Source organism: Pseudomonas fluorescens (assembly GCF_019212185.1).
Lineage (GTDB): Bacteria > Pseudomonadota > Gammaproteobacteria > Pseudomonadales > Pseudomonadaceae > Aquipseudomonas.
In genome coordinates this window covers 821532-837522 of the sequence record NZ_CP078138.1, presented here as the reverse complement: position 1 = coordinate 837522, position 15991 = coordinate 821532, and the positions used below count along the sequence as shown (strand labels likewise).

Here is a 15991-nt window from a genome sequence, read left to right as displayed (position 1 = left end):
TCCCTGACGGCGGCGTTAATCAATCTTCGTTAGACTGATCCAGAATCTCACTTAGCAAATGCAACTGGCCCTCCTTGCCGTGAGCCTGCCAAGCCAGAACCAACTTCTCCAATCCTATCGCCTGATGCTGTCCTCGCAGATGAAGCGTCAGCGTCAAGGCGCGCCGTGATGTTGCCGGCATCGTCAGGGCATTACGAACAATCAGCGTATGGGCGTTATCAGGATCCGTCAGCACCAGATGTCCACTCCCCGAGGATAGCCACCAGTTATCCAGCCCCGGCAGCAGCAGGACCAGCTTGCCAGGACTTGGCGGTTGCGAGCTCTGCGACTCGGCCAGATCGACTGCAATGCAATCCAGCCGGGCCCAATCGTCCAGCGAAACTTCACAGCTCGCGCCCCCGTCACCAAACCCCAGAATCAGCTTATCGATGCCCTCGGGAAGCATCGCTTGCAAGTCAGTAACAGGTTCGGAGCAGCAGATGGTCAGCACCTGCTCATTCCGATAGGCGCTGACTTTCTGGCTCCAGATCTTTCGATTGCTGCTGAACAGCCGCTGATCGACAGGGTCGTACAGCAGATATGACCCATCCGACAGCACACCGAGACAAGTCGTCCATTGATCGTCCATTCTTCCAGCTACGGCGAATAGCCGCCGGCGAACTGTGTCGTACCATTGATCACGAGAAGGACTACGGCCTGCGGTAAGAATGGGTGCATGGGACTGATTGGAAATCAAGCGATGCAGCCGCTCCTCCAGGGTGCCCGTGGAAGGCCGCGCATCAATGAAGGCTCGATCTACCCCAATAATCCGAGCCGGCTCACCTTCGACCAGCGAAAGAATGACACCCTCACGGGTTCGCCCTCGCAACCCACCGCCCTGAATGGTGACATCAGCAAACGACCAATCTCGCCAGACACGCTGCGGCGAAATCCCTTCGATGTGCCCCGACAACTTCAAGCCTGTACCGAACAATACCTTCACCTGGGCAAGGCTCAAGAGCGGATGGCGCAAGAGCACAGCGGACTCAGGCGCAAACAACCATACGGCTTTTTCGTCGGGAGTCAGTCCCACGATTTGCACATTTGGTCCATGGACCGAATCAACCAGCAGAATCTGCTGCTCCATGTAACGTGCCGCGAAAGGTCGGCCGTGCTTATCGAACAAGCCGACAATATCCAGGGTCGAAACTTGATGTTGCTCAAGCACGGCCGGTAACGTCGCAAGCCAGTCGGGTTGGTCGCGCAACCATTTTTCGCTGAGCAGGCGCAACCTCGCGGGAGAGGTTCGCACGTCGAACACCAGGCCCGGCACTGTGGGCATCAAGTGGCTTGCGAAGACGGATTGCTCGCTATCCACATCCTTTACCAGCAGACTCAACTTTCCATGCGTGCTGTTCGGCACCCGCTGCCAGGCCCACACGGCCTTTTCCAGCACGTCGTAAAACAGCATGGTGTTGCTGTCATCGGGTTGGAAGGCAAGCAGAATCGGATTTTTGATGCTCAGACTCTTGCCATGGACCCAGCAATCATCTCGGCTACGGCGCCAGGCAGCATAGGTCTGGGTGCCGTTATGAATGTGGTAAGAGACACATGCCGCAGCCGTCCATGTTTTGATATCTCCACCCATCGCGGGCGAACCATCGTTTGGCACTTCGTCCGCGGCGTACTTCGATACAAAGTTCTTCCAGACAAACTCAACGTCTTTTTCATCGCCGCTGAATTCAGGATCTTTGCTTGAAACCGAACTGGCAGTCAGTTCCACGGAATCGGGGCGAATCAGGTATTCGAGTTGAAATTGATAACCCTCAGGGTCGGCGAATTGCTGAACAACATGTAACGCGCCTCCCACATCTTTGCACGACAGGATCTGCGAAGGATTTTGGGTATTGAGCAACCGATAGCGTCGAGTGACCTGGGCACTGACGGTATCGACCCGCCATACGGTGGGGGCTTCAAGGTGGTAGAAGTAGGCGCCATCAGCCATGACCGCCGCCAAGCGAACCTCTTTGGCGAACGACTGAGGGAAGTCGCGCCCGTACAGAATGCGCTCTTTCGCCACCTCGTAATAGGCATGGGTATAGACAGAAGAGTCTGGATGGGTAAAAGGTACTTTGAGGTGATGCAGTGACAGATAAGGGCTGCTTGGGTGATGTTCGCGGGTCAGCAGATTCAAGCGCTTGCGCACTGCATCCACCTTGTTGTTGTCCGGTAGCTGCTGGGCCGCCGGGATCAACTGCTGAGTGACCCAATCCACCTGGCAAAATAGCCCTTCATCCAGTTCCAGGATCAGCTTGGTATCCGGCGCCACACGCACCTGGATGCCGCCTGACAGATCCAGACCCTGCGCCACGAAAAACACATCCTTTTCGCTCAACCAAGTCACACGAATCACCCAATCAACTGCTTCGGGCGCCTGTTGCGAGCGCAGGTCTACCCTCGACACGCCCTCGTTCAATGACAGTGAATATTGCCCTGTCGACGCCTCAATTTCATACGACACTTTCCCTCGCCACTCTTTAGGGATTTGCGGGACATACAAAGACCGGCACTGCTCATCAAGCAGGACCTTGATCAGGGTCGGCTTATAGACCGGGAAGAGTTTGTAAACGACGTACTCGAAAGGTATCCAGGGGTCGAACCAGAAGGTGCGATTGCCGTCGCTGTCGTACTCCAGGTCGCGGAAGTCATCAAAGCCCAGGTCGTGGCGATTAGCCCCTCCCGGCAGGAGTTGATAGTCATAATTGAAGTAGCATTTTGGTGTAACCGGCAAGATGGCGCTGTGAACGCCCTTCACGAACTCAGCTCTCTCAGTCAGACCCCAGCGTTCTCGCATATCGATTGCCGTCGCTATATCTTCCTCCACCATTGGCAGTCCCAAAGTCACCGATCGGCCACGGAATAAGCAGTGGCTACCGAGTGTGACCTGGCGACTGCGCAGGTCCAGTTGCAGGATGACTGCCTCAGGTATCGGGTGGAAGACGCCCTGCTGTGTCGTGCCACCGCCGTCGGCGAGAGCCAGTCTGAGTTTGTTGATGTAAATCGCGACGGCTTGTGCTCGCGCCAGATTCGAGCTGTAGTTTCTGGTCAGAGCCCCCACACCAAAGCCGACGCCACCCACAACAACCGCCAGCGGGCCTGCAACAGCGGCAAAGGTTCCACCTGCGACCAGGGCAGAGCCCTGCAATGCAACCGTAGTCAAACTGAAGGTCAGATTAACCGCGGCCACGGCTATGCCCGTGGCATCTTTAGCGGTCACTAGCTCGTAAACATCAAACCCGACACCAATAAGCCCCAAGACAAAGCCCGCCTTTCCGAGCACGAGAAGTCGAAAGGAATGCTTCGTTGCGCTGGTGACCGTGGACGTGATCAACCGCTGATCGAGCAGTACTTGCTGTATTTGCGTCACAACCTCGACAACAGTGGAAATGTGACCATGAGCCTGCTGGATGTACGTCAAATAGCTTTGCAGACGCACCCCCAACACCATCGATTCTCCCTCCTTCTCGCCAGCGCTTCCCTGCTGCCGTAAAGTCAGCAACAGCGCCGCGATTCTCAAGCCGGCGTCGAGCGTTGGGATGGCCGCAGACTCCTGAGGGGTGACGTCAACGGGCAGCGTTTTGGCCATATCCATGAACTGTTCGTGCAGCCAGTTCCTGGCATTGAACCAGATGGGGTCCTCAAGCGTTACGCTCAAACTTTCGCCTGGCCTTCGGCGATTGACCAGCGTCATTGTCCATTTCCCTTCACCGGCCGGTTCTACTGTTTGGTACAGCGGCACGTACTCCTGTTTCAGGCCGTGCCTGGCCAGCAATTCCCGGGTGGCCTGCTTGATCCGTTGCGCCCAGCGGCGACCATCCAGCTCAGTCATCGCACGTGCCAGATGCGGGTGATGCGATAACGCCAGGGTGCTTAACGCGGCGTGATGCTGCCAAGGCTCAACGGTGTGATCGCCCAACAACTCGCCGACAGTCAGCTGTGACGGCAAGGGCTCAGCGCAGATCCTCGAACCGTCGAGCTCAAGCACGTCGAAGGTGGCGCTGGACAGATCTTCAATCCCGTAGAGCAGCGCAAGTTTCTGGTCGGCGAAAAAAGCTTCGATACCTGGCTGTAGATCCTCCGCTCGCTCAAACCCGTAGAGACCAAAATTGGGGTCATAGAAGCGATAGACCGCGTGGTCGTCGACCATGTGCTTGCTGATCAGCAGTGAGTGCCTGTCAGTGTTGAGCATCAGGCTCGCACCGTCGGCTTTCTCCTCCAGGATCTGCATCACCCGAGGCAAATCCATCGCTGTGCGCTTCTGACCAAACTGCGACATGGGAACGCTGCGCAGGTCATCCAGCACTCGCAGTAAATGATGGGTTTGCGGATCATCCTGAGCCAGGTCGGCGTTGACCAGTTTACCTATCCATGTGAGCTCGACTGCGTCCCCCTGCTCAAGAACTGCGGCCATGACCAGCGCCAATGGATAGCAGCGCCGCCACGGATCGCCAGTGCCACTTACCAGCAATCCCTGGGGCAATTGCTTGACCGAAACAGCCCCGGCTCCCAACATCCGCCTACGAACGGGAGCGCCACGTTGAAGTATGGATAATCGATATTCTCGCCTGGCCGCGGACTCAATCCCGTTGGCGTTTTCTAACCACTGACGAACACTCAAGGGGTCGAACAACATCCCAACTCTTGACGTCCAGGAACTCCACTCGATCGAAGTGAGTGGCATGCCCGTGTTGAGTCCGAGCATGAAGTCAGCGCCGGATTGCTCGCGAAGCTGCTGCTCAATCTGCATGTAGCGTTCACTGCTGCTGCGACCCTCAGTGTTTTTCGCCAGCAAACAAGCCGCCTCCCACGCCCGAGCAAAACCCACCTCATCCAGACTCGTGGCCCCGAACAAGCCGCCGAGCACGACGCGGTGCGCGGGGCTCAATTGTTCGATCAGCAGATCTCCGGCAGCCATCCGGCTGAACGCTGCGTTGAGATAGCCGAGTGACTGGGTGTCCGTCGAGGGTGGCAGTTTTACGTCAGGCTGCGCGCGGATTTGGGCACGCTCAATGGGACCAATGAAAAACCTGTAGCGAAAGCGTCTCTTACCGCTCACGTGCTCATTCATCACGTCCACGAATTGACCATGCAGCTCATGGAGCAGTTGCTGCAGGACGGAAGTCAGCAACACCGGTTTACCTTCGACGACAGGCCAGCCGCCATCGAATTCGAGGGTTTGTTCGTTGAGCAATTCCGACAGGTTACCCAAGTAACGCGACGTGAGTTCGCCGGATGTCCATCTCTCTTGCTCAGAGGCAAGCCAGCGCCGCTCTTCGCCGTTTATGGCCCCGTCGGTGCTGAATGCTGCTTCGGTGTAATAGTTGTAGCCCTCTAACAACTTCAGCCGACTGCGAACAGCGAGCGCATGCTCACCCTCGATATGCGCCTCAATGTAGTCAGCGATCCCCTTGGATGAGGCCGGCGAGCCGGTCATAAAGATCGCACTATGGGCATCGACATGAATGCCTTCCTGGTGGTAGCTGAGCAAGGCCTCACGCAACTTCTTCAAGTGCATCTGACGTGCAGGCGTCGGCCAGACTTCCACCTCTTTCTCGTTGATAACGTCGGCCACGACCTTGTTCAGACTATCGTTATCGCCCCAACTGCTAGCGTCTTCAGTCAGTCGGCGCTCAACTTCCAACAGAACATCATAATTGGAACGAATCACCTGCTGGGTCGACTCAATCATTGCGCTGTTCGGCTGCGCCAGAACATGCTCGTTCATTTCCCCGTCACTGGCGGCACCATATGCCGTGCCCATGCGCAATCCATCGTGCGGAGCCGATTGGTCCCGGGGTGCAACAAATATTTTATCGAGCCCTGGCTTGCCACGTGCAAATGCCAGCAGGGGCTCCTGGAGTTCTGTGGGGATGAGTGCCGTCCTGTCAGCATGGTCTGGATGACCCCGGCCGGGCATCAAGCTGTCGTCATAATTGAGCAACAGCTGCAATACACCGATTTTTGCCTCACCAGAGAACTCACTGATATCGACGCCCCCCGGCTTATCGACCAGCGGCGGCAAATACTCCATATCGCTGTAGCGTCCTCCCTCCTTATAAAGAGCCTGCAAACGCACAACATGACTGGCCGCCGCAAAATTGCCACGCATCGCGACTTCACGCTGATAGATATCTCGCAACGGGTGATCCCGGAACTCCAGACCGGCGTCGCGCAGCTGCAGATCCGGTCCAATCAGGGCCAGGTGACTGTCCAGGCAGTCTTGACGAAACGCTTCCAGCGTCGCCCGATCCTCGCCATAGACTCGGACCATCAGATCAATACGCGCCTCATCCGCTCGCCCGGCCCACTGCGGTTGTTGCAGGTAATCCCACATTTGTCGTTTGAGAACCCGGGCACGATGCTCAATCAATTCCGCCAGCCGTGTAGGGTCAGTCTCCTCGGTTGCAGCGGACTCCATCGCATCCGCCTTGGCGCTATCGCGAATCACTCGATTCATCTTGAAAGCCAGCAGCGCATCGCTGTCATACCAGAGATTGAAGCGATAGCCCTCGGCAGCCAGAACCTTGCGCCAGATGTTCATGTAGTCACGCTGAATGTCAGTGACCTTACTGCCACCCACCCTGACAAAATGCATGATTTTGGGAACCGGCTCATGCGCCGGGGACAGCATGGACATTGTCGCGTTGAGCCTTGAGGTTAACTGCTCGAGCGCTTGCAGACTTTGCTTGGCACTATCGCCAGGGGGTGAAGATCGACGTTGAAACAGCGAATTGATCGAGTTATTCAGAAGTGTTGCAGCCGCCAGTTTATCCGCCACTTCTGCGCTTTGATTTACGCCCCTGTAATATTGAAATAACGCCTGATAAACCGGATCTTCCTCAAACTCCGCCAACTCCACCGTCAGCTGATAAAACATCGCCTCTGAAAAAGCATTATCACCAGGCTCTCCAATGCCAACTAAATTGTCACCCATAATATCTTCCTTGAAAGTTAATCGATCCCCCATAAACACAGGCACTGATCAAGGCGGTCGACATCGAAAGATACCCACCACTTTATTGACAAGTTTATTAGCCTATCTTTTTGGACCGAATCGAAACTAACGCACCCAACCAACAAGGACAAATTCGATTGAATTCAGCACATGTACAGCTTCGCGACTCACTCAAAGTCACCCATAACGCTAAACATAACTAGACATTGAATAACGCCCCTATTCAGGGGCGTCTTCATTCAGGAGAGCGGCTTCTCACCGTACCAACGCGGCGTATACACCCAGTCGCCACCCTCGGCACGGGGAAACACGCAGGTGGTGGACGAGCCGATCAAGACCATGGTGCGCATGTCCACCTGATCCGGGGTCAGTGCCCCCAGGGTGGTGGTGCGCAACGTCTGACCCGGACGCCCGATATCACGCCCCAGTACTACCGGCGTTGCAGCGGTTCGGTGTTGGGCGACGATTTCCAGGGCCCGCCCCAGCTGCCAGGGACGCGAACGCGAGATCGGGTTGTAGAACGCCAGCGCCAGATCGGCCTCGGCGGCCAGGTCCAGGCGTTTTTCGATGATCGACCAGGGCTTGAGGTTGTCCGACAGCGACATCACGCAGAAGTCATGGCCCAGTGGCGCACCGGCTTGCGCGGCGGTGGCCAGCGAGGCAGAGACGCCCGGCAAAATTTCCAGCTCGACACGGTGCCAGCTCGGCTCGCTGGACTCGTGCAACGCCTCAAGCACGGCCGCTGCCATGGCGAATACGCCTGGATCACCGGACGACACCACGACCACCGAGCGCCCTTGCGCCGCCAGCTCGAAAGCATGGCGGGCACGCTGCATTTCTTCGCGGTTATCGGTGCAATGCTGCACCTGATCGGCACGGAACGGACCGGCCATGCGCACATAGGTTTCATAGCCGAGGACGTCGGTGGCCCGCGCCAGCTCGGCCTTCACCGCCGGCACCATCAGCTCGGCGGCCCCCGGGCCGAGGCCAATCACCGCAAGACGGCCACGGGCACGACCGACCTGGTTCACCTGCAATGGCTGGGCAGCAATCGCGATGGCAATCACCTCTCCCGACTCGATGACCTTCGCTTCCGGCACCGCAGACCGGGCCAGCGCACCAGCGCTGCTCGCTGCAGCGACAAAACGCAGCGAAACGCCGAGCGCCGACGCCGCTTCGCGCAGGTCCGGGCTGGCCATTTCGTCCTCGGACGCGAGCAGACAGGCCACTGCCTGCACCGCTACGCCTGCCCGTTGCAGTGCCGCGCGAATGTCCTCGGCCCCTGCACCCGCGCTCACCGCCACCGCCACACTCCGTGGGTAAATCAGCAATTCATGACGGTTCGCTTCACGCTCGGCGCTGCCGATGTGAATCGAGCGCTGTGCCTGCGGATCCTCAAGCAATTGCGCCTGATCCAGCCAGGGCGCAACGCCTTCGATGCGCACGCTGTGGCCGGCTAGCAGGTCGGAAACGAAACGCTTGCCCTGCTCCAGATCAGCCAGGGCATAACCGCTGGGCGGATTGAGCAGGCAGGTGCCGAAGCGCAGCTCGCCACTGGTGGTAATGGCTGGCGCGACTTCAAGGGCGGCGGCAATCTCCCGCGCCATGTCATTCACCCCACCGAGGCCACCGAGCAGCGGCACCACAGCGCTGCCGTCTTCGGCCACCGCCAGCACCGGCGGTTCGGCGCCCTTTTCCAGCAACAGCGGGGCCAGGGTGCGGATGACGATACCCGCCGCGCACAGCGCAATGATCGGTGTGTCGTGCTGGTACAGCTTGCGCAGGGTGCTACCGAACTCCAGATAAGTGCTGTCGGCGCCTTCGACCCGAGCCGCGAGGCCGTGGATCTGCGCAGCAGGATAGAGCTGCTGAATGCGGCGCGCGGTGGCCAGGCTGCCCTGGCCGAGGATGACAATGGCCGGCGTGGAATCAGTCATCAGCCTTGCCACCTTTCGCCGGGAACGATGATCAACGAGAAGTACGGCGACGACATTGGTTCGACCTGATCCAGCGGCACGATCTTCTGGTTGGCCATGGTCGCGCGCTCGACGTACAGCGCACGGTCGGCCAGGCCCAGCTCTACCAGGACCTCACGGACTTTTGGCAAGTTGCGCCCCAGCTTCATGATCACCGCCGCATCGGCATCGGCCAGGCGCCGCTTGAGTTCCTCATGCGGCAACACCCCGGACAGCACCGACAGGCTCTGATTGCGATACACCAGCGGCGCCCCCAGCACCGAAGCGCCACCGAGCATCGAGCAGACACCCGGCACCACCTGCGCCTCGTAGCGCTGGGCCAGGCGATCATGCAGGTACATGTAGGAGCCGTAGAAGAACGGGTCACCCTCGCAGATCACCGCCACGTCGCGTCCGGCGTCCAGATGCTCGGCCAGTTGCTCGGCGGCGCCATCGTAGAAGTCGCTGATCACTTGTTCGTAAGACAACGGCGGTGCCAGCGTCTCGGTGGTCACCGGATACACCAACGGCAGCAGGTTCTGCGCGTCCTGCAGATGGGCCTCGATGATGCCGAAGGCATTGCCCTTCTTGCCCTTGGCCACGAAGTAGGCCACCACCGGCGACTCACGCAGCAAACGCAAGGCCTTGACGGTAATCAGTTCGGGATCACCGGGGCCGACGCCAAGGCCGATCAAACGTCCGGGTTGCTGCATCATTCAATCTCCGTGGCGAGGGCATTGACCGCTGCGGCAGCCATGGCGCTGCCGCCCAGCCGACCTTGCATGATCACAAATGGCACGCCCCGGCTGTCCGCCGCGAGCATGGCCTTGGATTCGGCGGCACCGACAAAGCCCACCGGAAAGCCGAGGATCAAGGCCGGTTTGGGGGCGCCGGCATCGAGCATTTCCAGCAGGTAAAACAACGCGGTCGGGGCATTGCCGATCACCACCACGCTGCCTTCCAGGTGCGGACGCCACAGCTCAAGCGCCGCTGCGGAACGGGTATTGCCCAATTCGCGGGCCAAATCCGGCACGCTGTCGTCGCGCAGGGTGCAGATCACCGGGTTGTTGGCCGGCAGGCGCGCGCGGGTCACGCCTTCGCTGACCATGCGCGCGTCGCACAGGATCGGTGCACCCGCGGCCAGCGCAGCGCGCCCGGCCTTGCCCGCACCTTCGGAAAACTGCAGACCGTCGATGGCTTCGACCATGCCGCAGGCATGGATCACCCGCACCGCGAGTTTTTCCAGGTCGGCCGGGATCCGGTCCAGGTTCGCCTCGGCGCGAATGATCGCGAAGGAGTTGCGATAGATCTCCTGACCGTCGCGGATGTAATCAAGCATCAAGGGGGCTCCGTGAGCGGGCGTCGAGCAAGGCGCCGACCGCGTCGATAGTAAGGTTGCGTGCGTGCAGGGCGCCGAAACCCGGCTGCCGCGCATCGCGAAAATAAAGGTCGTAATGACCGGCGCCCACCGCCAGCAAGGTGACGGGCGCCGTATGTGCCGAGGCGCAGGAACGCGGGCAACCGGACAGGTGCACGTGCCGTTCGATGTCGGGACGTTGCAGCAGCGTGGCCAGTTGCACGGCGTCACGCTTGGTGTCGGCCAGGCCTTTGGCGCAGCCGGCCGAACCGGTGCAGGCGAGCATATGGGCCAGGGGTTGTGCAGCATCCAGGACAAATCCGAGGTCCTGCAGTTGCTGACTCAGCATCGGCGCATCCTGGACGCGAATGTTCGGCAGCAGCAGGCTCTGCCATGGGGTCAGGCGCAGGCTGGCGTCTCCGAAAGCCTCGCTCAGGCGCGCTGCGCCCTTGAGCATCGCAGGGTTGAGGCGCCCCAGCGGCGGCACCGCGCCGACATGCACCAGGCTCGCCTCGCGTTGCGCATGCGTGCCGATGTGCCGATGGGGCTCGGCCGGCGCACGCTGCCATTGATCGAGGGGATGCACCGCGACGTGCTCGGCTAAAGACTGCAGCAACGACTCTGCGGAACACTCCGTCAGCAAATGGCGCATGCGGGTCTGCTCCGGTCGCGCACGCTCAAGGAACAGCTCCAGTACCGCGATCACCAGGGCATGGCCGTCTTCGACGCGCACGGCAGCCAGCGGTATGTCTGTCGGGCAACCCGCCAGACCAAATGCCAGCATGCCTTCCCCCTCACGCTCGACGGCGCTCAACCAGAGGTCATGGTGGTGCTCAAGCATCGCCAGCGCCTCACCGCCATCCAGTTGCACAGCGAACTTGGCCGACAGGTCGTGAAACACCGGGTTGTCTTGCAGGCTGGCAAGAATCCGCGCCGCCAATGGCCGGGTGTCCAACACGCTGTGCGGATCTATCCCCGCCGTCGGGCTGAGCATCAGGTTGCGCACATCGTCACCGGCCATCGAACGCGGCCCCAGGCCGGCGGCCAGCAGGCTGTCGATCAAGCACTGGGACTCGCCGCCAACCCCGCGAATCTGCAAGTTGCCGCGATTGGTCGCCTCGATCACACCGCCGGCAAACCGCTCGGCAGCCTCGGCCACCGCGATCGCCTGGACCGCCGTGATCGTCCCGCCGTTGAGCTTGATCCGGCAGATCCCGCCATCCAGTGCCTGGACGATACGCAGCAACCCCGGGCAGGCCGAGGGGCGTAAGGTGGTGTGCTGCTGAGGCTCGTTCAAAGGGGGCGACCGGCTGTGAGGTTGAAGCGCTTCGCAGGCGAAGGCGCGGTATTATGCCTGCTTTGTCCGACAGCATGAAAAGCCTGCCTGTCGGATCCTGCCTGTTTGAGGAATTTAGATGACCCCCTGGCTGACAGTCGTAGGCATCGGTGAAGACGGCTTCAAGGGGCTGGGCAAGCTCGCCCGCCGCGCGCTGCTGGGTGCCACGCGGATAGTCGGCGGCCAGCGCCAGCTCGATCTATTGCCGGCGTGCATTCGTGGCGAGCGCCAACTCTGGCCCAGTCCGTTCTCTCTGGAGCCGCTATTGGCGCGGCGCGGCGAGCCAGTCTGCGTGCTGGCCAGCGGTGACCCGATGTTTTTTGGCGTCGGTGCCAGCCTGGCGCGGCAGATCCCCGGCGACGAAATGCTGGTTCTCCCCGCCCCTTCATCCTGCGCCCTGGCGGCGGCGCGCATGGGCTGGCCGCTGCAGGACACGGTCACGGTATCGCTGGTAGCCCGGCCTGTGGCGGCAATCAATGCGCAACTTTTCAGCGGCGTGCGCCTGTTGGTCCTGAGCAACGACCGCCACAGCCCGGCGGCGGTGGCTGCCCTGTTGCGCGAGCGCGGTTTCGGCCCGAGCCGTCTGACGGTGCTGGAACACTTGGGCGGTGAGGCCGAGCGACGTATCGAAGGTATCGCCAGCGATTGGACCGACCCGGCGCTGGCCGACTTGAACCTGATCGCCATCGAGTGCCTTGCCGAACCCGCCACGCCACGCCTGTCGCGCCTGGCCGGTTTGCCGGACTCGGCGTTCCAGCACGACGGTCAATTGACCAAGCGCGATGTGCGCGCAGTGACCCTGGCGCGCCTGGCGCCGACGCCCGGCGAACTGCTGTGGGATGTCGGCGCCGGTTCCGGCTCGATCGGCATCGAGTGGATGCGCGCCCACCCCAGTTGCCGCGCCCTGGCCATTGAAACCGATGCCGGCCGCCAAGCACTGATCGAACGCAACCGCGACACCCTCGGCGTGCCCGGGCTGCAACTGATTCGCGGTAGCGCACCTGCTGCGTTGGCCGGGCTCGAGCGGCCGGACGCGATTTTCATCGGCGGCGGCGTGACCCGCGACGGCGTGCTGCAAACCTGCTGGGAACAGCTCAAGCCCGGTGGCCGCCTGGTTGCCAATGCCGTCACCCTGCAAAGCGAAATGACCCTGATGGCCTGGCGCGAGCGCCACGGCGGTGAGCTGACACGGATTCATATCGCCCAGGCGCAGCCTCTGGGCGAGTTCGACACCTGGCGCCAGGCGCTGCCGATTACCCTGCTCGATCTGGTCAAACCTCTCGATGCGTGACGAAACCGCCGAACAACCCGCGCCCTTGCGCAGCGGCCTGACCACCGGCAGCTGTGCCACCGCCACCAGCCTCGCTGCAGCACGCTTGCTGCTCGGCGGAGTGAGCAGTGATGCGGTGCAGATCACGCTGCCCAAGGGCAAGCAGGTGACGATGCGCCTGGAGTTCTGCCGCCTGACGCCAGCCGGCGCAGAAGCCGGCACACTCAAGGATGCCGGGGACGACCCGGACGTGACCCACGGCGCCCTGCTGTACAGCCAAGTCCGGCTGCTGGCCGCACCGGGCATTCGTTTCGTGGCCGGTGGCGGGGTCGGAACAGTCACTCGCCCCGGGCTGGTGCTGGCCGTCGGCGAGCCGGCAATCAACCCGGTTCCACGCAAGATGATCAGCGATCACCTGTCGGCGCTGGCCCTGGAGCTTGGCTATCAGGGTGGTTTCGAGGTCACGGTGAATGTTCGCGATGGCGAGGCCCTGGCGCTGAAAACCATGAACCCACGCCTGGGCATCCTCGGTGGGCTGTCGATCCTCGGCACCAGCGGCATCGTCCGACCATTTTCCTGCGCGGCCTACATCGCCTCGATCCACCAGGGCATCGACGTCGCCAAGACCAACGGTTACCTGCATATCGCCGCGTGCACCGGCAATGCCAGCGAGGACACCATGCGCCGGGTCTACAACCTGCCGGAAATCGCCCTGATCGAAATGGGCGACTTTGTCGGCGCGGTACTCAAGCACCTGCGCAAAGTGCCTGTGGACAAACTCAGCCTGTGCGGCGGTTTCGGCAAGATCAGCAAACTCGCTGCCGGGCATATGGATTTGCACAGCCGACATTCAAGCATCGACCTGCCGCAACTGGCGCAATGGGCGCTGGAGTGCGGCGCCGAAGAGGGCCTGGCGCAAGAGATTCGCGAGGCCAATACCAGTCAGCAGGCCCTGGCCATGGCCAGCGCCGCCGGGATCGCCCTCGGTGATGCGGTGTGCCAGCACGCCCTGGATTTCGCCCGCAGCGTGGTCCCGGCCCAGGTTCAGGTCGAGGTGTTTGCCATCGACCGCCAGGGCGGGATTGTCGGGCATGCCGGAGTCCTGCAATGAAGCGCCTGTTGCTGCTCGGCGGCGTCACCGAGGCCCTGGCCATTGCCCGCACGCTGGAGGCGCCGCATATCTACAGCCTGGCCGGGGTCGGCCGCGTGCCCACCGACCTGAAGTGCCAGGTACGGGTTGGCGGCTATGGCGGCGCCCAAGGCCTGGCCCGGTTCATTGAGGAACAGGGCATCGACCTGCTGCTCGACGCCACGCATCCCTACGCGGCGCAAATCAGCCAGAACGCGGTCACCGCCGCGCAACACAGTGGCATCCCGTGTTGGGCGCTGCGCCGCCCGGCGTGGCAAGCCCAGGCCGGTGACGACTGGCGCGAAGTCGCTGACTGGGCCGAGCTGACCGACGCCCTGCAGCCGTTCAAGCGTCCGTTGTTCACCCTCGGTCGCGAGCCACTGCAGCACCTCGACGACATTCCCGCCGAGCAGTTCTGGACCCTGCGCGCGCTGGAGGTCTACCCCGGCAACCCGCGCTGCGAGATCATCGGCGCCCGCGGCCCTTTCCACCTGGAAGACGAGCGCGCCCTGTTCGAGCGTCGCCGCATCGATGTGCTGATCAGCAAGAACAGCGGCAGCAGCGCCACCGAGCCCAAACTGGAAGTGGCCCGTGAACGCGAGGTGCCGGTGCTGATTCTCAAGCGTCCGGTACTGCCGGAGGTTGATCGGGCGTTTGCCAGCGTGGGCGAGGTGTTGAAGGCGCTGGCAGATCATCGCTGACGGCAGGTCAAAAAACGGAAAACTCTTACAGGCCCTTCGGCGCGCATCGCATAGCAAGACTCAATCGCCCGCACTACAGTCCCCCACCCTGCACAAAGCGCCGGGCAGTAGTGGCAATCTGGAATTTACGACTATCATCAAGGTCATGAAGGCCCTTGGCCTCAAGCTTCACGTTGACCGCCGTGCAAGGGTGCTGCGACACCACACCGCACAGCGGTTTTTTACTTATCCACCCCAATCAGGCTAAATACGCCGCCTGATGACCCCATAACCGGATGTGACCATGTCCCGACAACGGCTAGCATTTGCCTGGATCGCCTGCTTCGCAGTGCTGTTCAACATGCTCGCCATGCCGATGTCCGGTGCAATGGCCAAGGCCAGCAGTCAGTCACCGACCGAGCAATTGTTGTGGGGCAGTTTCTGCTCGTCTACGGGTACGCGGATGGTCGCGATCTCCCTCGGCAGCCTTGAACAAAAAACACCGTCGAACGAGCAGCACTCCAACATGCAGCACTGCTGGTGCTGCTCCGGCTCCGCGCCGCTGGTGGCGCTGCCCGGCCATTCACCGCAACTGTACTTTGCCCACTTCGAATCCAACCGAAGCTTGCCGGCATCGACGCTTGATACACTGACGCCCCGCCAGCAATGGCCGAGCCTCAACCCCCGCGCCTCTCCCGTCGCCTGATTCGATTCGCACCCTTACTGCGTTTTAAATCGTTCAGGAGAACTGCCATGTTGAAACCATCCCTGGTGAAGCAAGCCCTGCTGCTCGCCGCCCTGCTGCTGCCTGCCTGTTTTGCCAATGCCCACGAGTACAAACTCGCCGAACTCGAGATCGCCCATCCGTGGTCGCAAGAGTTGCCACCCAATGCCCCCACCGTGGCGGCCTATTTCGTCATTCACAACAACGGCAAAAGCGCCGATCAACTGGAAAGCGTCAGCTCGCCGATTGCCGGTCTGGCCCAGTTACACGAGCACGTGATGACAGAAAACCTGATGAAAATGCAGCAGGTCGCCAACGTGGAAATCCCCGCTGGCGGCAAAGTCACCTTCGCCCCGATGGCCTACCACGTAATGCTCCTGGAGCTGAAAGATCGCAGCCTGCTGACGGATGGCAAGCGCTTCCCGCTGACACTACACTTCAAGCATTCAGGCGATGTGACGGTCGAGGTTGCGGTGCAAAAGCAACCGCCCGCCGGCAACGACGCCCACCAGCACGCTCAGTAACCACAGGCTGAACCGTCCGTGA

10 protein-coding genes and 1 pseudogene are annotated in these 15991 nt (G+C 61.1%); 6 read left to right on the top strand and 5 right to left on the bottom strand.

Annotation, left to right across the window (positions count from 1 at the left end; genetic code table 11):
* Positions 1–19: 19 nt before the first annotated feature.
* The 5 genes from KW062_RS03575 to cobG form a co-directional block, all read right to left on the bottom strand.
* The gene (locus KW062_RS03575; protein ID WP_158261836.1) at positions 20–6973 is read right to left on the bottom strand and encodes a TcdA/TcdB pore-forming domain-containing protein; all 6954 of its coding nucleotides are present in this window, start codon (positions 6971–6973) and stop codon (positions 20–22) included.
* Between the two features lie 260 nt (positions 6974–7233).
* A complete protein-coding gene (cobJ, locus tag KW062_RS03570) occupies positions 7234–8931 on the bottom strand; it encodes a precorrin-3B C(17)-methyltransferase (protein ID WP_105753974.1) in 1698 nt (565 codons plus the stop codon).
* Positions 8931–9662 carry a precorrin-2 C(20)-methyltransferase gene (locus KW062_RS03565; protein ID WP_027617603.1) on the bottom strand — a complete coding sequence of 244 codons (732 nt, stop codon included), beginning with the start codon at positions 9660–9662 and terminating at the stop codon, positions 8931–8933. The genes cobJ and KW062_RS03565 overlap by 1 nt, the downstream gene beginning before the upstream one ends.
* A complete protein-coding gene (locus KW062_RS03560) occupies positions 9662–10288 on the bottom strand; it encodes a precorrin-8X methylmutase (RefSeq protein WP_105753975.1) in 627 nt (208 codons plus the stop codon). The genes KW062_RS03565 and KW062_RS03560 overlap by 1 nt, the downstream gene beginning before the upstream one ends.
* On the bottom strand, positions 10281–11603 hold the full coding sequence (cobG, locus tag KW062_RS03555; protein ID WP_105753976.1) for a precorrin-3B synthase: 1323 nt from the start codon (positions 11601–11603) through the stop codon (positions 10281–10283). The genes KW062_RS03560 and cobG overlap by 8 nt, the downstream gene beginning before the upstream one ends.
* A gap of 118 nt (positions 11604–11721) precedes the next feature.
* Between cobG and KW062_RS03550 the strand changes: the two genes are divergently transcribed.
* From KW062_RS03550 to KW062_RS03530, 6 genes and pseudogenes are all read left to right on the top strand, one after another.
* Positions 11722–12933, top strand: a complete 1212-nt coding sequence (locus KW062_RS03550; protein ID WP_027617600.1) for a bifunctional cobalt-precorrin-7 (C(5))-methyltransferase/cobalt-precorrin-6B (C(15))-methyltransferase — start codon at positions 11722–11724, stop codon at positions 12931–12933.
* The gene (locus KW062_RS03545) at positions 12926–14023 is read left to right on the top strand and encodes a cobalt-precorrin-5B (C(1))-methyltransferase (RefSeq protein WP_105753977.1); all 1098 of its coding nucleotides are present in this window, start codon (positions 12926–12928) and stop codon (positions 14021–14023) included. The genes KW062_RS03550 and KW062_RS03545 overlap by 8 nt, the downstream gene beginning before the upstream one ends.
* Positions 14020–14742, top strand: a complete 723-nt coding sequence (locus KW062_RS03540; RefSeq protein WP_105753978.1) for a cobalt-precorrin-6A reductase — start codon at positions 14020–14022, stop codon at positions 14740–14742. Before KW062_RS03545 ends, KW062_RS03540 begins: the two co-directional genes overlap by 4 nt.
* An 85-nt stretch (positions 14743–14827) precedes the next feature.
* Positions 14828–14914 (top strand): annotated as a pseudogene (locus KW062_RS28790) (addiction module antidote protein); the annotation flags it as partial.
* A 111-nt stretch (positions 14915–15025) separates the two neighbouring features.
* The gene (locus tag KW062_RS03535) at positions 15026–15427 is read left to right on the top strand and encodes a DUF2946 domain-containing protein (protein WP_105753979.1); all 402 of its coding nucleotides are present in this window, start codon (positions 15026–15028) and stop codon (positions 15425–15427) included.
* 47 nt (positions 15428–15474) lie between these two features.
* Positions 15475–15969 (top strand): copper chaperone PCu(A)C, encoded by a 495-nt coding sequence (locus KW062_RS03530; protein WP_033866021.1) that lies wholly within the window; start codon positions 15475–15477, stop codon positions 15967–15969.
* The last annotated feature ends 22 nt before the right edge of the window (positions 15970–15991 follow it).